Annotated in this window: 18 protein-coding genes and 1 other RNA gene; 5 read left to right on the forward strand and 14 right to left on the reverse strand. The window is 63.9% G+C overall.

Features of this window, described 5'->3' with window-relative positions; all coding sequences use genetic code 11:
* Positions 1-132 precede the first annotated feature (132 nt).
* Together secA and raiA are read right to left on the reverse strand one after the other, a co-directional pair.
* The gene (secA, locus tag P273_RS0107510; RefSeq protein ID WP_024627840.1) at positions 133-3093 is read right to left on the reverse strand and encodes a preprotein translocase subunit SecA; all 2961 of its coding nucleotides are present in this window, start codon (positions 3091-3093) and stop codon (positions 133-135) included.
* Between the two features lie 238 nt (positions 3094-3331).
* Positions 3332-4015, reverse strand: coding sequence for a ribosome hibernation-promoting factor, HPF/YfiA family (raiA, locus tag P273_RS0107515; protein ID WP_024627841.1), 684 nt, complete (start codon positions 4013-4015; stop codon positions 3332-3334).
* A 177-nt stretch (positions 4016-4192) separates the two neighbouring features.
* Here raiA and rnpB point away from each other — a divergent pair.
* Positions 4193-4570: RNase P RNA component class A (gene rnpB / locus P273_RS09595), an RNA gene on the forward strand.
* 50 nt (positions 4571-4620) lie between these two features.
* Here rnpB and P273_RS0107520 read toward each other — a convergent pair.
* The 8 genes from P273_RS0107520 to P273_RS0107555 all read right to left on the reverse strand — a co-directional run bounded on the left by P273_RS0107520 (position 4621) and on the right by P273_RS0107555 (position 13114).
* Positions 4621-5673, reverse strand: coding sequence for a DNA-processing protein DprA (locus P273_RS0107520; RefSeq protein ID WP_024627842.1), 1053 nt, complete (start codon positions 5671-5673; stop codon positions 4621-4623).
* Positions 5674-5790: 117 nt separating this feature from the next.
* Positions 5791-6789 (reverse strand): regulatory protein RecX, encoded by a 999-nt coding sequence (locus P273_RS10175; protein ID WP_253269595.1) that lies wholly within the window; start codon positions 6787-6789, stop codon positions 5791-5793.
* The gene (recA, locus tag P273_RS0107530; RefSeq protein WP_024627844.1) at positions 6710-7864 is read right to left on the reverse strand and encodes a recombinase RecA; all 1155 of its coding nucleotides are present in this window, start codon (positions 7862-7864) and stop codon (positions 6710-6712) included. Before recA ends, P273_RS10175 begins: the two co-directional genes overlap by 80 nt.
* Before the next feature lie 228 nt (positions 7865-8092).
* A complete protein-coding gene (locus tag P273_RS0107535; RefSeq protein WP_024627845.1) occupies positions 8093-8326 on the reverse strand; it encodes a DUF3046 domain-containing protein in 234 nt (77 codons plus the stop codon).
* A 145-nt stretch (positions 8327-8471) separates the two neighbouring features.
* Complete coding sequence (locus P273_RS0107540; protein WP_024627846.1) at positions 8472-8969, reverse strand: helix-turn-helix domain-containing protein; 498 nt, start codon at positions 8967-8969, stop codon at positions 8472-8474.
* A gap of 175 nt (positions 8970-9144) precedes the next feature.
* A complete protein-coding gene (locus P273_RS0107545; protein ID WP_081709319.1) occupies positions 9145-9714 on the reverse strand; it encodes a CinA family protein in 570 nt (189 codons plus the stop codon).
* Complete coding sequence (gene pgsA / locus P273_RS0107550) at positions 9711-10316, reverse strand: CDP-diacylglycerol--glycerol-3-phosphate 3-phosphatidyltransferase (protein ID WP_024627848.1); 606 nt, start codon at positions 10314-10316, stop codon at positions 9711-9713. The genes P273_RS0107545 and pgsA overlap by 4 nt, the downstream gene beginning before the upstream one ends.
* Before the next feature lie 107 nt (positions 10317-10423).
* The gene (locus P273_RS0107555) at positions 10424-13114 is read right to left on the reverse strand and encodes a DNA translocase FtsK (RefSeq protein WP_024627849.1); all 2691 of its coding nucleotides are present in this window, start codon (positions 13112-13114) and stop codon (positions 10424-10426) included.
* A 101-nt stretch (positions 13115-13215) separates the two neighbouring features.
* On the opposite strand from P273_RS0107555, the gene P273_RS0107560 reads away from it, so the two are divergent.
* Complete coding sequence (locus P273_RS0107560) at positions 13216-13935, forward strand: Fic family protein (RefSeq protein WP_024627850.1); 720 nt, start codon at positions 13216-13218, stop codon at positions 13933-13935.
* Between the two features lie 24 nt (positions 13936-13959).
* Here P273_RS0107560 and P273_RS0107565 read toward each other — a convergent pair whose 3' ends face one another.
* From P273_RS0107565 to miaB, 3 genes are read right to left on the reverse strand one after another with little or no spacing between them, the layout of a single operon-like run.
* Positions 13960-14481, reverse strand: a complete 522-nt coding sequence (locus tag P273_RS0107565; RefSeq protein WP_024627851.1) for a MerR family transcriptional regulator — start codon at positions 14479-14481, stop codon at positions 13960-13962.
* 34 nt (positions 14482-14515) lie between these two features.
* The gene (gene miaA / locus P273_RS0107570; protein ID WP_024627852.1) at positions 14516-15520 is read right to left on the reverse strand and encodes a tRNA (adenosine(37)-N6)-dimethylallyltransferase MiaA; all 1005 of its coding nucleotides are present in this window, start codon (positions 15518-15520) and stop codon (positions 14516-14518) included.
* A complete protein-coding gene (gene miaB / locus P273_RS0107575) occupies positions 15507-16907 on the reverse strand; it encodes a tRNA (N6-isopentenyl adenosine(37)-C2)-methylthiotransferase MiaB (RefSeq protein WP_367379021.1) in 1401 nt (466 codons plus the stop codon). Before miaB ends, miaA begins: the two co-directional genes overlap by 14 nt.
* A 151-nt stretch (positions 16908-17058) precedes the next feature.
* Here miaB and P273_RS0107580 point away from each other — a divergent pair, with 151 nt between their 5' ends.
* On the forward strand, positions 17059-17769 hold the full coding sequence (locus P273_RS0107580; protein ID WP_045924161.1) for a GTP pyrophosphokinase family protein: 711 nt from the start codon (positions 17059-17061) through the stop codon (positions 17767-17769).
* Between the two features lie 120 nt (positions 17770-17889).
* Here P273_RS0107580 and P273_RS0107585 read toward each other — a convergent pair whose 3' ends face one another.
* Positions 17890-18729 (reverse strand): aldo/keto reductase, encoded by an 840-nt coding sequence (locus P273_RS0107585; RefSeq protein ID WP_024627855.1) that lies wholly within the window; start codon positions 18727-18729, stop codon positions 17890-17892.
* Between the two features lie 289 nt (positions 18730-19018).
* Between P273_RS0107585 and P273_RS10055 the strand changes: the two genes are divergently transcribed.
* On the forward strand, positions 19019-19165 hold the full coding sequence (locus tag P273_RS10055; RefSeq protein ID WP_172637261.1) for a hypothetical protein: 147 nt from the start codon (positions 19019-19021) through the stop codon (positions 19163-19165).
* 199 nt (positions 19166-19364) lie between these two features.
* A partial coding sequence (locus P273_RS0107595) for an InlB B-repeat-containing protein (RefSeq protein ID WP_029676303.1) occupies positions 19365-21252 on the forward strand: 1888 nt, incomplete at its 3' end.

The raw sequence follows: 21252 nt of genomic DNA on the forward strand, positions 1-21252 counted from the left end.
TGGTCACTTTGCTACCAATATATGGAAATTGGCAATCCAATATATGAAAGCGGCCACCGCCCTTGCGAGCGATGGCCGTCAACCAGATCAGCAACCCTATCTGCAGAAGCCGCTAATGCTTACGCGTACCTGTCATTTCTTCTCGTTCTGACCGTGGCACATCTTGTACTTGCGTCCGGAACCGCAGGGGCAAGGGGCGTTGCGAGGTGTGCCCGGGAAGGTGCGGCCATCGGCCCAAGGCGAGTGATCCTCTACGGCCTTGGGCCTCTTATTGGCAGGAACCTTGCCCTCGGCATGGCTGATGGGCGCAGGCCCGACCGGAGCCGGGGTCGAAGCGTCAGGAGCCTCCGAGTCCTCGGCGGACGTGCTCAGACCCGACTGCGCGTCAGCGACATCCTCGTCCGAGTCCTCCTGGACGCTGCCCGCCGGGGCATCCTCATCACGCTCCTCGGCCGTCTCGTCGATATCGGTGGTCTCATCCTCGGCATCAGGCTCTTCAGGCGCCTGGTAGTTGACCTCTTCGGACTGGCTCCCCTCGTTTTCCTCGCGTTCTTCGCGGGCCCGCCGCTCGTTCTCCTGGCTGGCTGCAATTTGCTTGAGGTCCACGTTGAAGAGCAGCTGCACGGTCTGCTCCTTGATGGCGTCGATCATGGAGTTGTACATCTGGTAGCCCTCGCGCTGGTACTCGACCAGGGGGTCGCGCTGACCCATGCCGCGCAGGCCGATGCCGTCCTTGAGGTAGTCCATCTCGTAGAGGTGCTCGCGCCACTTGCTGTCCAGGACGGAGAGGACCACCTGGCGCTCCAGCTGCCTTGAGCCCTTCTCGCCCAGTTCATCCTCGCGCTTCTGGTAGATGGACTCAGCATCCTCCACGATCTTGTCCGCCAGGGCCTTGACGGCCTTGTCACCCTTCAGACCCTCCAGGGAGTCCATGCTCTCATCCTGGTCGAGACTGATCGGATAGACGGAGGCCAGCGCCTTCCAGAGCCCGTCGGCATCCCATTCCTGAGGCTTGTCCGAGCCGTTCTGCGCCCCATGGATGTATGAAGTCACGGTCTCACGGATGAAGCGGAGGATGTCCTGGTGGATGTCCTCGCCCTTGAGCACGGCCTGACGCTCGCCGTAGATGACCTGACGCTGCTTGTTCATCACATCGTCGTACTTGAGCACGTTCTTGCGGATCTCGTAGTTGCGGGATTCAACGGACTTCTGCGCATTGCGCACACCCTTGGAGACGCTCTTGGTACCGATGGGTTGACCTTCGGGCAGGCTCTTGGAGGACATCATGCGAGCCACCAGCTGGGTGTTGAACAGGCGCATCAGGTCATCCTCCAGGCTCAGGTAGAACCTGGACTCACCGGGGTCGCCCTGACGGCCGGAACGGCCGCGCAGCTGGTTGTCGATGCGGCGGGACTCGTGCCGTTCGGTGCCCAGCACGTAGAGGCCGCCCAGCTTGACGACTTCCTCGTGCTCATCCTTGACCTGTTCCTTGACGGAATCCAGCATCTTGGGCCAGCGCTTCTCATACTCCTCGGGGGTGTCGTCGGGCGAGTAGCCCTGCTCCTTGAGCTTCTGATCGGCAAGGAACTCCACGTTCCCGCCCAGCATGATGTCAGTGCCGCGCCCGGCCATGTTGGTGGCCACGGTCACGGCGCCCTTGCGCCCTGCCACGGCTACGACCGCAGCCTCGCGCGCATGCTGCTTGGCGTTGAGCACCTGGTGGTCGATGCCGGCCACGTCCAGCAGGGAGGAGACCACCTCGGAGGACTCCACGGATGCGGTGCCCAGCAGGATGGGCTGGCCCTTGGCATGCCGCTTGGCTACATCCCGGACGATGGCGGCCAGCTTCTCCTTCTTGGAGCGGTAGATCAGATCGTCCTGATCCTTGCGGATCATGGGCTTGTTGGTGGGGATGGGCAGCACGCCCAGCTTGTAGGTGTTCATGAACTCGGCGGCCTCGGTCTCGGCCGTTCCGGTCATGCCCGCCAGCTTGTCGTACATGCGGAAGTAGTTCTGCAGGGTGATGGTGGCGAAGGTCTGGTTCTCGGCCTTGACCTCCACACCCTCCTTGGCCTCGATGGCCTGGTGGAGGCCCTCGTTGTAGCGGCGGCCCTTGAGCAGACGGCCGGTGTGCTCGTCCACGATCAGGACCTCGCCGTTCTGGACCACGTAGTCGCGGTCGCGCAGGAAGAGCTCCTTGGCCTTGATGGCGTTGTTCAGGTACCCGATCAGGGCGGTGTTGGCGGGCTCGTAGAGGTTGTCGATGCCCAGGTAGTCCTCCACCTTGGTGATGCCGGGGTCCAGAATGCCGACGACCTTCTTCTTCTCGTCGACCTCGTAGTCCTCGTCCCGGGTCAGCTTGGGAACCAGCTTGGCGAACTGCCGGTACCATCGGGTCACATCGCCCTCGGCGGGTCCGGAGATGATCAGAGGAGTTCGTGCCTCGTCGATCAGGATGGAATCCACCTCGTCCACGATGGCGAAATGGTGGCCGCGCTGGACCAGCTCGTCCTTGTCCCAGGCCATGTTGTCGCGCAGGTAGTCGAAGCCGAATTCGTTGTTGGTGCCGTAGGTGATGTCCGCCTGGTACTGCTTGCGACGCTCGTTGGGGCGCTGGTCGGTGATGATGCAGCCCACGCTCATGCCCAGGAAGCGGAAGATGCGCCCCATGAGCTCGCTCTGGTAGGAGGCCAGGTAGTCGTTGACCGTGACCACGTGCACGCCCTTGCCCTCCAGGGCATTCAGATAGCTGGGCAGGGTGGCCACCAGGGTCTTGCCCTCGCCGGTCTTCATCTCGGCGATGTTGCCCCAGTGCAGGGCCGCGCCGCCCATCAGCTGGACGTCGAAGTGCCGCTGGCCCAGAGTGCGCTTGGAAACCTCGCGAACCGTGGCGAAGGCTTCGGGCATCAGGGAATCGAGGGATTCGCCGTTCTCCAGTCGCTGCTTGAACTTAGGCGTCTGCGCCTTGAGCTCCTCATCGGACATGGCCGAGATCTGATCCTCGAAGGCGTTGGTCGCCTTGGCCACCCCCTGAAGCTTGCGAATCTGACGACCCTCGCCCATACGGAGGACCTTGTCCAAGACTGCTACCACGTTGCGCTCCCTACCGTTCTTTTATGGCCTTCGCACGCCCTCAGCTGACGTAGGCCCAGACCTTGATTATCTTACGCGAATGCACCGATTTTCTCGAAACCGATTATTCCATAAACCCAACTGCGGCCTTGGCAGCCGGACAGGGCATTGAAGAAGGGCGATTCTCCGCGCGTCAGGCCAATTTGCCGCCGGGGAATCGCCCCACAGTTCAATATCCGCTCGTCTATCCGTTTTGCTGTTACTTCTTCTGGCCTACATGCTCAGGCGTATCGATCTCGAAGACGCCGTAGCTCCATCCGTGCCGGCGATAGACCACCGACGGCCGCTGGGTCTCCTTGTTGACGAAGAGGAAGAAGTCGTGGCCGATCAGCTCCATCTCGTAGAGGGCCTCGTCGATGCTCATGGGCTCGGCGATGTGCAGCTTGCGGCGGATGACGATGGGGGTGTCCCCCACCTGCACCTCGACCGACTGGCCCGGAGCCAGGTCCGAGGCCACGGCGCTCTGGGCGCTGTTGTCGGGATTGGACTCCTGGCCCTGGTCTCCCTGATCGCCCTCATCGCCTGGCTGGTCATCCACGGGCAGATCGGCGGGCAGGGGCGGATGCTCCAGTCCGCGGCGGTGGTCCTTGCGGCGGTCGCGAACCCGGCGCAGACGCTGGGTCAGCTTGTCCAGGGCCATGTCCAGTGCGCTGAACTCGTCGGCGCTGGAGGCCTCGGCGCGAATCACGGTCTTGCCGGCCTGAACCGTGAGCTCCACCCTCTTGGCGCTGTCAGCCTGGCGGGGATTGCCTTCATGTGTCAGAACGACCTGGATGCGCTGGGCATCGGGGGCGATGGCCGTCACCCTGTTCATCTTGCTGTCCACAACATCGCGGAACCGCTGCTTGATTTGGGTATGTCGACCGGTAATGACGATCTCCATGGGAATCTCCTTGCACTTGTGAGCGGACGAACCGCTGGTGCGATGGCGGACTTGGTCACCATCGACTGTGCTTCCGATTGTATCCGAAGAGCGGGGCTGACTCACTGATTGAGCTTGAGGCCAGAGCGGGATCCTGGCCGTTGGTCAGGTCGTTCAGTTCCGCTATGCTGAATCCCCGAGACCTCTCGGATGGCCGCGGCCCCTCCTCCTGGGAAGGGCTGAGGAACTTCCGGGCTCCACAGAGCACGATGGCGGATAACGTCCGCCCAGGGCGACCTGAGAGATAGCGCAACAGAGAACAGACCGCTCGCCTTCTAAAGGCGGGCAAGGGTGAAACGGCGGTGTAAGAGACCACCGGGTCGACGGTAACGCCGACCGCATGGCAAGCCTCATCGGGAGCAAGGCCAAGCAGAAGGCATTCAGGGGCTGCTCGTCCCGCCTTCGGGTAGGCCGCTAGAGCCTGGCGGCAACGTCAGGTCGAGATGGATGGCCATCCGTCGTCCGGATTTTCATCCGGCCGATGACAGAACCCGGGGTATATGAGAGGTCTCATCTTCTTCCCCTCAGCTGCTTTGATGCTTGCGATTATTAAAGGTCGGCTGTAGTCAGACCAATAAGACACGTTTGGCATAGTCACTGGCTTGGGCAATTAGACCTTTGATTGCGTCTCGTAACTCACCATTGACCCTCTGTATCGAGTTGATGGCCCTGGCCACATCATCAACGTTGGATACGACATAAACATTGGGCTTATGGGCCAAACGATTGCCCCATTCCGTATGGTCAACTACAACGTCGCGAATTATGATCGGCCGGCCATGATGCTGAGCCTGCCGAGCCTGAACACGGGTGCCGGAATACTCATGGGCTTCAACAATGACCGTAGCGATACCGTAGCCGCTCATAGTGGCATTACGCGCAGGAAAGGTCCACTTTGCAGGCTCCTGCCAAGGCCAAAATTGCGAAAACACCTGCCCTTTACGTCCGATAAGATCCTGCAATTGGCGATTTTTTGCAGGATAGTACTTCCCTATGCCCGTACCGATGAAAGCCACCGTACGGCCATGCTCCTGCAGAGCACGATGATGGGCCTCAGCATCCACACCCAGGGCCAGGCCGGCGATGACAGTCAGACCTTTACTCACGAGCATTGTTGCGACATCAGAAGCGAAGTGCAAGGCCTCCGGTCCTGCATTGCGCGAACCGACGACGCTGACACCTAAATCCTGTTGATTGGGGCTGAGGAAACGCCCCTTGGAAAACAGAAACGGAGGCATATCGACGACTTCACGCAGGCTCAACGGATACCGTTCGTCGAGGACCGACACCATATCCAAACCATGCTTTTCCCAGTTGTGAACCAAGGCTTCTGCCTCTTTGTGGGCCTGCAGGAGCTGTACACGACGTTGCGTGGTAACCGGTACGTCATCCTCTCCCAACAGCATCATCTGAGTGCGGTCGCCATATTCGTCATCCTCGTCGGGGTCATCCAGCCGATGATGCTGCGGGTCAAGCTCATGTTCAAAGACCTGGATAGCACTACCCTGACGTGCAACCTTTTCAGCGATGGAGCTCCAGGTGTCATGAGATTTGCCAATGGTTCTAAGAAGGGCTATCAGTGCTGCATTTTCCTGCAGAAGTTCACTCTTTTTGAGCATCCGACACTTTCACCTTCTAACAGATCTAGAACAAGAGCAGCAGTTCAGGGAAACAGCCATAGCCGCATATTGCCTTGCATGCTTTCATTCTGGATACCGATAAGTCCATGACACACCTCAATCGAGAGGGTCGTCAGAGACGAAAAGGTCGGCTGCCACCTGGTTGAGGAGGCCGGGAGAGTGGCCCTTGCGGGATCCAGCACTCCAGAATCGCCGTTTGCGCACTTTAAGATCAAGTCCCGCTGTTTTGCGGGCCACCTTGCGACCGAGCTCGTAGGCGGAGTCGACGAAGAACCCCTCACGGGAGGCCTGGGCCACCACCTGCGCAGCCAGCCCCCGATCCAAACCCTTGCGGGTCATCTCCGAGAGCACACCCCGCTCCCCCATGGTGCGATGCAGACAGGAACGCAGAAGATCCTGGGCATAGGCCCGGTCATCCACCAGACCCAACTTGGTCAGCCTGTCGATCACTTGATCGACCACGTTCGTATCAAACCCCTTGTCGACCAGGCGACGGGCCAGAGCCCCGCTTGAACGCGCTGCCGCATCCAAAAGGGTCAGAGCAGCCTCCCGGCAAGCATCCGCATCATCGGCATCTGCTCGCGGAGCTGCAGGCGCGGACCCGCCGCCAAAGCCGCCGGCACGTGGGCGACGGCTACGGCGGCGGGTTCTTCTATCGGAACCACGAGCAGAACGGTGACCACGAGAATGGCGACCTGCCAGGGATTCATCACCCATATCGGCATTGGCAGCACTGTCTGCATCTTCCAGACTGCCTCCGAATCGGGCGCCATGCCCAAGACCCAGGACAGGAGACTGCACTGGGCGGCTGTCCTCCTTGAAGCTGTCATCTTTCTGCTCAGGAGCAGGATCGAGGACTGACACCGAATCTGATGAAGCAGGCGCAGCTGCGGGGTCTGGCTGCAACTGGTCCGACCGAGGATTCTTCGACTCTGTGCTGGAGTCGGCAGGATCCTCGGTCTGCGCCAGTCGGACCGGATTTTCCTTGAGGAAGTCCTCGGCCGAGATCATCGGGTCATGCAGCCTGGGCCGTGGGCACAGTGGTGTTGACGTCGACAGGAGCAGAATCGTCTTCCTTGCTGCCTTGGTCAGCATCAGCCTGATCGGCCTTGTCGTCCTCGGAAGGAGCAGGAATAAGGCCGAAGGCGACCTTGACCTTATCTTCGATCTCCTTGGTCAGGCCGGGGTTGTCCTTGAGGAACTGACGGACGTTCTCCCTGCCCTGACCCAGCTGATCGCCCTCGTAGGTGAACCAGGATCCCGACTTCTTGACGATGTTGGTCTGCAGGGCCATGTCCAGAACCGAACCCTCCTTGGAGATGCCCTCTCCGTAGAGAATGTCGAATTCGGCCACCTTGAAGGGCGGGGCCATCTTGTTCTTGACCACCTTGACCTTGGTGCGGTTGCCCACTGCCTCGTCGCCGTTCTTCAGCGTCTGGATGCGGCGGATGTCCAGGCGGACCGAGGCGTAGAACTTCAGGGCCTTGCCGCCAGTGGTGGTCTCCGGGCTGCCGAAGAAGACGCCGATCTTCTCCCTGAGCTGGTTGATGAAGATGGCTGTGGTGTTGGCCTGGGACAGGGCGCCGGTCATCTTGCGCAGGGCCTGGCTCATCAGCCTGGCCTGCAGACCCACATGGCTGTCGCCCATGTCGCCCTCGATCTCGGCCTTGGGCACCAGGGCGGCCACCGAGTCGATGACGATGACATCCAGGGCGCCCGACCGGATCAGCATGTCGGCGATCTCCAGCGCCTGCTCGCCGTTGTCCGGCTGGGAAACGATCAGGGAGTCCGTGTCCACGCCCAGCTTCTTGGCGTACTCGGGATCCAGAGCGTGCTCGGCATCGATGAAGGCCGCCACTCCACCGCCGGCCTGTGCATTGGCCACCGCGTGCAGGGCCAGGGTGGTCTTGCCCGAGGATTCGGGACCATAGATCTCGACGATGCGGCCGCGGGGCAGTCCGCCGATGCCCAGGGCCATGTCCAAGGCCAGGGACCCGGTGGGAATGACCTCCACATCCTGGGCAGGCTTGTCGCCCAGACGCATGGCCGAACCTTTGCCGAAGCTCTTCTCCACCTGCGCGAGGGCCGTGTTCAAGGCTGCCTGGCGACGGGGGTCGATCCCGCCCTCTTCTTCCTTCTTCGCCTTGCCACTGTTGCTCTGACGTGCCATATGGCTCTCCTTCTTCGTAACCGACCTCACGATGACGACATCCTGATTGACGACCTCACGATTGACAGCCTATCCGCCGTCGGAACCTGTCTGCGGTCCCGGCGCCCGATGTGGTCGAACGTGCCGATGGTCACCGGACCATGGGTATCAGTATACCCGACCATGCGAACAAATGTTCGAAAATCGCCTGGAATGGAAAATAAATTCGCGGAGGATAAAACCCGCTGATCAGGCTGCCGGCAGGGGCGGCGCATTGTGGTCCTTCCCCCAGCGCCGGGAGTCGGGAATCTCCATCTGATCGCAGAGCACATTCCAGACCACGCGCGGCTCCACACCCGCATCCAGGGCCTCTATTACGGTCATGGCATCCAAGGCGGTCAGCCTTTGATCACGGGCCAGACTGCGTCCGTAGACCCGGCCGAAGACCTCCTCCAGCAGCTGCCAGAATTCCCGTTCACGCACCCGACATCACCTTTCGTCCAAGACCCACCCTGTCACAACCCTTCTACGGTAGCAACCGACAGTCAGCAGAAGAGGGCGCCTGGTTCCTCAGAACCGGACGCCCTCAAGAACGGTCCGCCGGGTCAGCCGACCGGACCTGACATGCTTACTCCTGGGTGGACTCCAGGTAGTCCGCCACCATCCGCAGGGTCTGTGGCACACCCAGACCCAGTGCGTCGGCGATGGAGCTCAGCAGTTCGGAGCTGGCCTCCTTCTGGCCGCGTTCCACCTCGGACAGGTAGCCCAGGGACACGCCGGCCTTCTCGCTGACCTCACGCAGGGTCTTGTGATCGTTGGTCCTCAGCTCGCGCAGCACGTGGCCCAGGGCCTCGCGCAGGGAGACGGTATGGGTGACGGCCCGGCCGTCATTGTTGGAGGCTGCCCGCTGACGGCTAGCTTCCATGCCGTCCTCCTCCATCCACATCTTGTTCAGGTTGGCCTGGCGCTCCTCCTTGGCCTTCTTGGCAGCCTTGGCACGGATCACCTGCTGCTGGGCGAAGACGACGGCACGACGCTGGGCGGGCGTCAGATCACGAACCCGCGCATTGCGCTCCACTCCGGGTGCGGCCGGCTTGACATCATAGGTATCGTTGGTTCGAGTCATCACGGTCTCGGTGCTGGCCATAGCAGCCCCTTTCGCCATTATCGTGTTCAACTTCTTACACACTGACCAACAGACGAGCCGGTGGATTATTCCAGGGGAGGAACCCGAAAGGCTTGCTTTGTGACCAAGGTCACGTATGCACGAGGTCCGGCATCGGCTTGTGAACATCAGGCCGTCAGCCGCGCGAGTGCAGGGCCCGATCCAGCTGGTCCAGAATCCGCATGACCGTGCCCCGGCGCACCTGTTCGCGGTCGCCATCCAGGTGCAGCTCGTAGGCATAGGTCCGGTAGGCGTGGGACTGCAGGCCGGTCTCTATGCGTCGACCCATCACCCGGACGGGCAGGGCCAGACCGATGTAGACCAGCCCGGCAGGATCGTCCCCGTCAGGGCCCGGGCCGGCCACGCCTGTAGTGGCCATGCCAATGACCGTATCCTCGTGCCCCGACCTGGTGTAGAGCCTGGCCGTGCCCTCGGCCATCTCCTGGGCGACCCGTGGATGGACCGCACCCTGGGTGGCCAGCAGGTCCTGGTCCACCTTGAGGATGGCGGCCTTGGCGGCGATGTCGTAGGTGACGGCCGACCCAAGAAAGACGTCTGAGGCCCCGGGAATCCTGACGAAGGCATCGGCCAGCAGCCCACCGGTCAGCGATTCGGCGGCGGCCAGCAGCAGGCCCGAGTCACGGCAGGTGTCGATGATCCGTCCAGCCAGGTCGTCGCAACGTCCCTGCACGCTCTTGCCGATCATCGCCGCATCCCCATCACGTATTCCGCTCCCGAGTAGAGGCAGAGGGCCAGGGCCACCAGAATGACCACACGGGTGGCCACCAGGTACCAGGGCCAGACGGCCGACAGGGGCATCATGAGCATGCCCAGGCCGATGCATTCAAACAGGGTCTTGTACTTGCCAGCCTGGGAGGCGGCGATGACCCGCCCTTGCTTGTTGATGACCAGGACCCGCAGCAGGGTGATGCCCAGCTCGCGCACCAGGAAGAGCACGGTGACCCACCACCAGAGCTCACCGAAGACGGAGGCCACGATCAGCGCCGAACAGATCAGCAGCTTGTCGGCGATGGGATCCATGAGCTTGCCCAGCTCGGTCACCTGGTTGTACCGGCGGGCCAGCCACCCGTCCAGCTTGTCGGTCGAGGCGGCGAGGATGAAGAGCACAGCGGCGGTCCACCGCATGCCAGGCCTGCGCTCGCCCCAGGGACCGGCCATCAGATCCAGGGCGATGAAGACCAGGACCAGGAGGATACGGGTGTAAGTGACCAGGTTTGGGGGTGAATTCCATCCTTCGAGAAGCCTGCGCCTCTCACGACCGGTCTCTGACTCGGCATGCTCCTGCATTGCCACTCCTTATACGCGATACTCGTGCGCTCGGGCCGTCCAGCAAGAGATGCCGGGCGGCAGTTTCATCATAACGGTAGACCAGGCCCAGTTTTTTGGGCCGATGTTCAGCCCTGCGCTTGCTCATCCGGGGCGGGATCCATGGAGGGGGCGTCGCCTCGGATGAAGGCCAGGGCCTGCTGCAGCTGCGGCGGCTGGATGAGCACCTCGCGGGCCTTGGAACCCTCCGATGGCCCTACGATTCCCCTCGACTCCAGCAGGTCCATCAGCCTCCCCGCCCTGGCGAAGCCCACACGCAGCTTGCGCTGGAGCATGGAGGTGGATCCGAACTGGGTGGTCACCACCAGCTCGGCCGCCTGGAGCAGCTCGTCCATATCGTCGCCGATCTCCTCCTGGATCTCGTTCTTGTGGTCGGCCTTGTCGGCCATCTGCTCGATGTCCTCACGGTAGTGGGGCTTGCGCTGGGTGCGCACATAATCCACCGCCTTGCGGATCTCGGACTCGGAAACCCAGGCTCCCTGAACGCGGGTGGGTTTGGCCTGGCCCATGGGCAGGAAGAGGGCGTCGCCCTGGCCGATCAGGGTCTCGGCGCCGGTGGCATCCAGAATGACCCGGGAATCCGTTGAGGACGATGTGGCGAAGGCCAGCCTGGAGGGAATGTTGGCCTTGATCAGGCCGGTGACCACATCCACCGAGGGCCGCTGGGTGGCCAGGACCAGGTGGACGCCGGCGGCACGCGCCAGCTGGGTGATCCGCTGAATGGAGCTCTCGACGTCATTCTTGGCCACCATCATCAGGTCGGCCATCTCGTCGACCACCACGACCAGGTAGGGGTAGGGGGCCACCTTGCGGTTGGAGCCGGCGGGGGCGTGGACCTTGCCCTCGCGGACAGCCTTGTTGAAGTCCTTGATGTGCCGGAATCCGAAGAACTGCAGGTCGTCGTAGCGGGCGTCCATCTCCTTGACCACCCATTCCAGGGCCTGGGCGGCCTTCTTGGGTTCGGTGATGATGGGCGTGAGCAGGTGGGGAATGCCGGCGTAGGCGCTCAGCTCCACGCGCTTGGGGTCCACCATGATCAGGCGGACCTGTTCCGGCGTGGCCCGCATGATCAGCGAAACCAGCATGGAGTTGATGAAGCTGGACTTGCCCGAACCCGTGGCGCCGGCCACCAGCAGGTGGGGCATCTTGGTCAGGTCGGCGGTCACATAGTGGCCCTCCACGTCCTTGCCCACGGCGGTCATCATGGGGTTGTCGTCCTGCTTGGCCTTGTCGGAGCGCAGCACGTCGCCCAGGTGGACGATCTCGCGGTCCACGTTGGGAATTTCGATGCCGATGGCCGACTTGCCCGGGATGGGCGACAGGATGCGCACGTCCGAGCTGGCCACCGCGTAGGCGATGTTGCGCTGAAGGTTGGTGACCTTCTCCACCTTGACGCCCGGGCCCAGCTCCACCTCGTACTGGGTGACCGAGGGGCCGCGCAGGAAACCGACCACCTTGGCGTCCACGTCGAACTGCTGGAAGGTCGATTGCAGGGCCTTGATGACCGCGTCGTTGGCCGAGGTCCTGACCGCATGGGGCTTGCCCTTGACCAGCAGGTCCGTGCTGGGCAGCACGTAGGGCCGGCTTTCGTCCACCTGGCGGTCGTTTGAGGAACCTGACGCTTCTGCAGCCTGAGCGCCAGCAGCCTCGTTCCCTGCGGCCGGAGCGGGCTGGGCATCCATCTGCACGGTGTCGGCCGCAGCAGCGGCAGCGGCCCAAGGATCCGAGGCCCCCACGCCGGACAGGGCAGCCGGATCCACCTTGGGGTGCCCCTGCTCCCTGGCATCCAGAAGGGCGGCCGTGGCCGGGGCCTCCACCGCGGGCATGTTCTGCGTGGACACCTGATCACCCTGGTCGGCCTGGTCAGCCCCCTCCAGCGAAGCCGCCTGGGAGAAGGGCTCGTCAGCCTCGTAACGCTCAAGATGGGTGTCCGTGTCCTTGCCGATGCGGCCATGCAGCAAGCGACTGAACCAGCCGGCCACCCCGCCTCGGCCGGAATCCTGGGCATCCTCCTGATCCTGCTCCTCGTGGGTGGGCACGCCGGGCGCCAGGGGCAGGGTGTCATCGCCCAGCCTGACCTCGTTGGGAGCGGTCTGCGCCTGAGCCGAGCCCGAGGCTTGGGTCCTCTTGCCGCGCAGCAAGGCAACCAGGTCGCTCATATGGAATCTGAAGGTGATGAAGAGGCCGAAAATAGCCACGAGGACGAAAATGATGACGGCGAAGACCTTGGACAGCCCCCAGGCCAGAGGCGAACCCAGGAAGAACCCCAGAAGGCCGCCTGAGCCGCTGATGGCCCTCATGTCGAAACCACGATGGTCCGAAGCCATGAGCACATCCAGAATGGAGCAGACCGACCAGAGCACCACCATGAGGCCGCCCACCACAGGCAGGTTGCCCGCCTCGCGCCCGGTGTAGCAGACCAGCCGGAAGGCCGCGAAGAGCAGGACCACCGGCAGGATGATGCTGCAGAGGCCCAGAACGCCCGCAGCCAGGGCATGCAGTCCCCGTCCCAGGAAGCCGTTCACTCGGAACCATTCACTGGCGCAGAAGAGCACGGCCAGAATGACCAGCACAAAGCAGAGCCCGTCCTTGCGGTAGGCGGAGTTGTCGCCGTTCTTGCCGGCCACGGCGCGCACCAGGGACCCCAGGCCCCGGGGCAGGGCCAGCAAGGCCTTGTGCCAGAAAGGTTCCGGGTCCTGGCTGTCCTTGGATGCGGTCCGGCCGCGACCGCGTGCGTCTGCTTGCTGCTTACGTGTCATAACCCTTTCAGCCTACCCAGAACCCCGGTCCGCATCGGGCCCGCCGGGTCAGTGTGCACAACTCTTTCAGACGGGGGGCCGCCAGGGCTAGCATCGTTGGCATGACACCAGCCGAACGTCAGAGCGCTGTGGCCTTCGCCTTGCGCAACCTGCTTCTGGATGACCGTCATCCCGGTCCTTCAGCCCTGCAGGCAGCCAGCGACTTCATGGCCGGCAGGAAGCAGACTGAGGCACTGGCCGACACAGCCCGACGCTTGGAAGCCCAGAGCAATAGTACGAACGCCAATGTGGATGCCCTCTTTCTGCGAACCATCCTGGTCTGTCAGCGGCCTTGGGCGACCGAGGGCGATCTTGCAGAGCTGCGGGCCATCCACCGCCGGCTGCTGCCCAGCCTGCCGGAAGAGCGAGCGCTGCGCCGACCTCAACCAGAGGACGACGCCAGCCTGTACCCGGCGGCCATGCTGGAGCAGGGAGCGGCAGCCATCGGCCAGGAGCTGGCGGCCGAACGCAACCTGGCCAGCCTGGACCGTCCGGTCTTCGTGGAACGCCTGGCCCACTATTACGACGAGCTCTCCTACCTGCATCCCTTTACCGACTGTGACGGCATGACCCTGCGCATCTTCCTGTCACGCCTGTCCCACGATGCCGGCTGGGACCTGGACTGGGGACGGGCTGATCCGACCGCCCACCGCCGGGTCCTCCAGCAAGCGCTTCGGGGCAACATCGACGACCTGCAGGCCCTGATCGCGGGCATGGTCCGCCCGGTCAACCCAACCCGAATATTTCTGATCGCCGGTTGGGACCAGGGCCCAGCCCACTGAGCCGACACCCTCAGCCCAGCAGCCTCAGCCCAGCAGCCGCTCGTTGCCGCTGCGCTTGGCGGCCTCGATGATCTGGGCACTCTGGTTGATCAGTTCTGTCGCCCCGGCCTGGTCGTGGTCGCGGACGTGACCCCAGTATTGTATTTTGAGCTGCACATAGCGCTTCCGCGCCTGCAGGTCGGCCATCCGCTGGTCCAGCCGCCGCCCCTGCTCGTCCAGGAGTTCGATCTGCCGTCCGGCGGCCTGGGCTCCCGCGGCACGGTTGCCCAGATACTCCCGCATGTGCTCCAGGGACATGCCCGTGGCGCTCAGGCAGGAGATGGTCTCCAGCAGGTCCAGATCCTCCTGGCTGTAGCAGCGGTGGCCGCTCGAGGGGTCCCTGGCGATGGGCGGAATGATGCCGATGGTCTCGTAATAGCGCAGGGTGGTCTCCGGCATCCCCGACATGAGCGAGGCCTGGCGGATGGTGTACCAGGGCCCGGATTCCTGGGCGGTCTGGGTTTGGTCGGTCTGGGTTTCAGCCTGGGGCTGCATGATGGTGGTCATACCCGTCCAGCCTAGGAACTTCAAGTACTTGAAGTCAAAGCGCGCCCAAATGGTGTCTGGTCACCCTCCCCTGGTCCGACTGGTCGGCCTGGGCGTCCGCCTGGTCGAAGCAGCCTTGGTCGGCCTGGTCCACCAGGTCCAGGGCCTGCCGGGCCAGGTCCGGAGCCAGGGCATTCAGCCAGTGGATGCGCGGATCCCGGCCGAACCAGCCCATCTGCTTGCGGGCCAGGCGCTTGGTCTTCTGCGCTATCAGTTCGAAGGCGGCATCCAGGTCGGTGCGGCCGTCCAGGTAGTCCAGAATCTGTTGATAGCCCAGGGCGCGTGAGGCCGTGGTCCCCAGGCGGTTGCGCAACCGGCTCACCTCATCGACCAACCCCTGGTCGCGCATGGCCTGGGTGCGTCGGTCGATTCTGCGATCCAGCTCCTCCCGGGGCAGGTCCAGCCCCAGCTGCAGGGCGGGCAGCAGGTAGCGGTATCGGGGCAGGCTGGCCGAATAGGGCCGTCCGGTGATCTCCATGACCTCCAGAGCCCGCACGGTCCGCCGCACATTCCGGGGATCCATCCGGGCCGCAGCCTCCGGGTCCCGCTCCTGCAGCTGGCGGAAGAGCAGCCCGGGTCCCTCCTCCTGGGCCCGCTCCTCCAGCCTGGCCCTGACCGCCGGGTCGGTGCCGGGGAAGGACAGATCGTCGATGACCGCCCGGGTATAGAGCCCGGAGCCGCCGACCAAGATCGGCCGGATTCCCTGCGCCCGCAGGTCGGCTATCAGGGACCGGGCCATGGCCTGGAAGCGGGCCACGCTCATGGCCTCCTCCGGCTCGATGATGTCGATCAGGTGGTGGACCACCGCCTGCCGCTCCCCTGCCGAAGGCTTGGCCGTGCCCACGTCCATCCCCCGGTACATCTGGTAGGCATCGGCATTGACGATATGAGCCTCCTGCCCGCGGGCTTGGAGAGCCTGTGCCAGGGCCACGCCCAGGGCGGTCTTGCCCGAGGCTGTGGGACCCACGATGGAGATGATGCGGGGTTCAGCGGATGTCATAGACCTGCCCCGCCCGGGGATCCGGGTCAGCGATCAAATAGTGGGGCCCGGCCTGGGTGACGGTGCAGGTCACGAGATCCCCGGGCTTTGGCGCAGGCATCCCCTGGGGCACACCCACGTGGACCAGCACCCCGGTGCGCTCGTGCCCGGTCACCCGGTGGGTGCTGCCGTCATGCCGGCCGTGCCCGTCGCCGATCAGCACCTCCACCTCTTTGCCCAGAAAGTCCTGCATATGCTCCATGGTGATGGACTCCTGCAGGGCCTGCAGCCGCTCGAACCGGTCCTGGACCACGGCCTTGGGCAGCTGGGGCATGCGGGCGGCCGGGGTGCCGGGCCTGGGCGAATACTCAAAGATGAAGGCCGACGAGAAGCGCGCCCGGCGCACCACGTCCATGGTGGCCTGGAAGTCCTCCTCGGTCTCCCCGGGGAATCCCACGATGATGTCGGTGGTAATGAGGGCATCGGGCATGGCGGCCCGCACCTTGTCCAGGATCTGCAGAAAGCGCTGGGACCGGTAGGAGCGCCTCATGGCCCGCAGAATCCGGTCGGAGCCCGACTGCAGGGGCATGTGCAGCTGGTGCATGACCGTGGGCGTCTCGGCCATGGCGGCGATCACATCGTCGGTGAAGGCCGCCGGATGGGGCGAGGTGAAGCGGATCCGCTCCAGCCCGGGCACCCGGCCGCAGGCACGCAGGAGCCGGGCGAAGGCGTAGCGGTCCCCCGTGGACCAGCCGTAGGAGTTGACATTCTGCCCCAGCAGGGTCACCTGGCGGGCCCCGGAGCGCACGCAGTCCTCAACCTCCTGCAGGATGTCTTCCATGGACCGGTCCCGCTCCCGTCCGCGCACCGAGGGCACGATGCAGAAGGTGCAGGTGTTGTTGCAGCCGACCGATATGGACACCCAGGCCTGCGAGCGCGAGGCCCTGACCGCCGGCAGCCGCCCGGGCAGATCCCGCAGCTCCTGCGTAACCCCCACCTGGGGCCGCCCGTCCTTGCGGGCCTTGTCCAAAAGCCCGGGCAGCGAGCCGATGTCCCTGGTGCCGAAGACCGCATCCACCCAGGGCGCCGCCTTCACAATCCGCTCCCGGTCCTTCTGGGCCATGCAGCCGCCCACAGCGATGCGCGTGTCGGGCTTGTGCTGCTTGAACCTGTGCCAGCGCCCGATGGTCCCGTACATGCGCTGGGTGGCGTTGTCGCGCACGGCGCAGGTGTTGAGCACCATCACGTCCACCTCGCGCGCGCGGACCTGCTCGGGCGTGGCCTGCTGGTAGCCCTTGGCCCGGAGCACCCCGGCGATCCGCTCGGAATCATGCTCGTTCATCTGGCAGCCCAGGGTCCGCACATAGTAGACGCCCCTGCTGTCCTTACGCTGAGCGGTCGCGCTCATGCCCTCGCCTGCTTCCATAAGCCATGATTGTATGCGCAGGTCGGGTCCCGCGGCCATCGGGGCCTGTGCGTACCATGAGTCATGGTTACGAACGGCGGCATGGGAGGTTCATGTGATACTCGACCGTAACAGTGCCATGAGCGCATCCGAAATGAAGCAGCGACTGTCGGACTTGGACGAAAAGGACCGTCCCAAGCTGGACATCGACGAGATAACGGAATTCGTCAATCTCATGCAGACCTACGAGGGGGCCATGTACGAGATTTCGACCAAGCTGGACGTGCTGGACACGGAATTCCAGGTCCGGTTCAGCCACAACCCCATCCACCACATGGAGCGCCGGCTCAAGAGCGTGGACTCCCTGATCGGCAAGCTGCACCGCAAGAACCTGCCCGTCACCATCCCCTCGGTGCGCGATCACATCTTCGACGTGGCCGGCGTGCGCGTCATCTGCAACTACCGGGACGACGTCTACTCGGTCTCCCGCTACCTCTCCGACCAGTCGGACATCCAGGTGCTGAGGGTCAAGGACTACATACGCAACCCCAAGATGAACGGCTACCGCAGCCTGCACGTCATCTACGCCGTGCCGGTCTTCCTGACCTCGGGCCCCCACTACACGCCGGTCGAGGTGCAGTTCCGCACCATCGCCATGGACTACTGGGCCTCCCTGGAGCACCAGCTGCGCTACAAGTCCGACCTGCCCGACGCCCGCCTGGCCGAGCATTCGCAGACCCTGCTGGACTGCGCCCGCTCCCTGCAGAACATCGAGGTGCAGATGCAGTCCATCCACCGCGACATCTCAGGTTCGCCCCAGGAGCAGGAGGCCGACGACGAAGCCATCAGCGGCAATGCCGATTAGCTGAATCGTCACAAATCCTTTACCATAGAGACCAGGCCAGGTGGAAGGGTTGGGGCTTCCGCCGGGTCCCAGGAGGAGGCCCCGCCTTCAAGGTCGGGTCTCCTCCTGTACCACCATCCCTCAGAAGTCGAAGTTGTCGGGATCCGCGCCGGTGCGCTCGTCCCTGTTCATGGCGGTGATGGCCTTCATGTCCTCATCGCTCAGCTCGAAGTCGAAGACCTGCGCGTTCTGCTCGATCCGCTCCTTGTGGGTGGACTTGGGGATGACGATGACCCCGCGCTGCAGGTGCCAGCGCAGCACGATCTGTGCCGGGGAGCGGTCGTAGCGCTCGGCCATGGCCTTGAGCCTGGGGTCGGCCAGCAGGTTGCCGCCGGTGCCGCCCAGGGGGCTGTAGGCCTCCACGTCCACACGCAGGGTGCCATGGCAGTAGTCGATCAGGTCGTCGTTGACGAACTGGGGCGAGGACTCGATCTGGTCGACCGCCGGCTTGGTGCCGCTGATGGTGTGCAGCTCGTCCAGGTGGTGCTTCTGGAAGTTGCAGACCCCGATGGCCCGCACCCGCCGCTGGGTGTAGAGCTCCTCCATGTCCTCCCAGGCCTGCTGCCAGCCCTTGGCGGGCCAGTGGATCAGGTAGAGGTCCAGGTAGTCCACTCCCAGCCGGTCCAGGCTCTCCTTGAAGGCTTCCTTGGCCCGCCCTGCACGGATGTCGTCATTCCAGAGCTTGGTGGTCAAAAAGACATCCCGCCGGTCAACCCCGGAGCGGCGCAGCCCCTCCCCCACGGACTGCTCGTTGCCGTAGATCATGGCTGTGTCGATGTGGCGATAGCCCGCCTGCAGGGCCCAGGTGACGGCCTGGCTGGTGGCCTCGCCATCAGGTGTTTGGAAGACTCCGAGACCCAGCTGGGGGATGCTGACCCCATTGTTGAGGGTGATGACGGTGTCGGTAACGTTTCCGGTCATATAGTCATGCTCCTTATCGGCCGATCAGCGGCCGTGACGTGTTGTCTGTTCATTCTATCTGCCAGGCAAGATGGGATCAGTTGTTGCTTAAGGCCCACCGCCGTGCATTTGCATCTCGTGTGTTCTTTGCTGGCTGGGTGGTAGGGTGAAAGGCGGGGGATGTCGAGAAGACGGCTGGCTTGCGCCAATAACTCATGCAATCCGATGCAGGGTTGGCGCTGGCAGGCAGAACTTTGATAAACAGGCGGTGTTGATACCGCTTGGTGTCTGGTGAAGGGGTTTTGGTTTGATGCATCTGGTTTCCCGTCTGCGCCGCATCCTGGCGATGATGACCGTCCTGCTGGGAATGCTGGCCGGCTTGGGCGTCGCATCCGCCCAGGCGGACGCTCCCATCCACACCGGGGGGGGGGGTCGGTCAGACCCCTCGCGTAGCTGAGCAAACCCCCGGCACTCTCCCCAGCAACACACCAGACACCCCGCTATCCTCGCCCTCGCCAATACAACCAACCACACCATTAAGCCCCACACCAGAACCCCCGTCATCGACGACGGGAACACCCGGCAGCACAGACGCCGCTCCTGCCAAACCATCTGGCAAGACGGATAATCAAGCCACGCACGTAGTACGCTTCGACATGGTTGATGGAAACAAGCCCACCCAGTCAACCGTGAAAACCGGCACCCTCGCCGCTCCCCCGCAACAGAACCCTCAGCGTGAAGGCTTCCGGTTCGACGGGTGGACGCTTGACGGCCAGCCTTTCGACCTCCGGACCCCCATCCTCCAGGACACGACCCTGAAAGCCCAATGGTCGAAAACCACGGACTGGACGCTGAACCCTGACCATGGTCCCGCCTCCGGCGCCCGGCTGACCATCAGCCCGCCCCACAGGCAGGAACCTCAATTCGCCAGCATCCACGCCGCTGGAGACCGGTTCCTCGGCCTGGCCGGCGACGGCCGCATCCACACCTGGACGCAGGACGGCACGCCCAAACAGGTGCCTTCCCCCGCCCAAGCATCCGACGGGTTCCACTACCTGCAGGTTGCAGCCGACAGCCGATCGCAGGCCGCATTAGGATCAGACCAGCACATCTACACCTGGAACAGCCAACAAGCAACACCCGTGATCCTCGACACCGGCAAGGATGCCGGGTTCACCAGCATCAGCATGAACGATAATCGGCTCCTGGCCGTGGACCAACAAGGACAAATCCACGCTTTCCGGACCAGCCAGGCCGACAGCCAAAGCCTGAACCCGAAATTCTTGGAGCAGGCCGCAGCCAGCCTGCCCGAGAAAGCGCAGGCCGTCACCGCTGCGGCCTCCGCCAGCCAGGCGCTCATCGTGGACGCTGACGGGCTAGCCTGGACCTGGGAGATGAGCAAGACCGGGAAAGCCAAGCCCGCACGCGTCAAGCAGGACCCGGGCATGCGCATCGTCCAAGCCCAGGCCCTCAGCCAGGGGTTCCTCCTCCTGGACGCGGACGGGCAGGCCCGGTACCTGCCAGACGGCACTGCCGCCATGATCCAGCTCAGCCTGCCGGACGGCGCGCAGGCCAGCTCGACCGCCGCCAACAAGGACCAGGCCGCCATCACTGATGCGGACGGCCACGTCTGGGCCTGGCAGCCCGGCAAGACCCCCAAGCGCGCAGACGACGGGAGCCAGCAGTACGTGCGGGCCGCCGCTGCCGGCGGCAGGATCAGCGCCGTCAGCAGGCAGGGCGGCGTGCTCGCGTGGAGCCTGGACGGGCAGGGCCAGCCCGGCAAACCCGTCAGGCTAGGCACCGTCCAGGCGCCCACCTTGGAATCAGCCAGCCTGGACGGCCACGCATTGCCGCTCAGCAGGAGCAACGGCTCCTGGCAGGCGGGCATGCCCGACCATAAGCCCGGGCCGGCCGCCATCCTTATCACGGGCAGGCAGGACGGGCAGCCTTTCGCCAGGAGCCTTGCGTACACGGTCGACCAGCCGCTGACCAGAGGCGCCGGACAACGATCCGCGTTCACGGTCCGCTTCGACACGGGAGGCGGAAACCCGAAACCAGCGGACCAGACCGTCCCCGCCCCATACGGGAGGGCGAAGCGGCCCTCCCCCGACCCGGCGCGGGAAGGCTTCCTATTCGACGGATGGTTCACCGGTCAGGTCGCCTACGATTTCAGCAGGCCCGTCGACAAGGACCTGACCCTGGCCGCCCACTGGACGCCGGCAGGCCGGAACACCAAGTGGAGCATCAGCCCCGACAAGGGCAGCCAGCTGGGCAGGGAACCCACGACCATCACCCCGCCAGACAACGCCAGCCGCGGCATCAGATTCAGCCAGATCAGCGGATCAGCAAACCCCAGCTATGGTTTCTCCTTGGCGGTGGGCAGCGACGGGAACGCCTACGCCTGGGGATCCAACGGCTCTGGCCAGCTCGGCGACGGGACAAACACCGACTATCGGAATACGCCGGGCAGGGTGAAGACACCCGATCGCAACACGTACCCAGACCTGCCGGAGGACTTCACCTACGTGCAGGTCAGCGCCGGAG

Source organism: Bifidobacterium sp. A11 (assembly GCF_000499185.1).
In the GTDB taxonomy this organism is placed as follows: domain Bacteria; phylum Actinomycetota; class Actinomycetes; order Actinomycetales; family Bifidobacteriaceae; genus Bombiscardovia; species Bombiscardovia mizhiensis.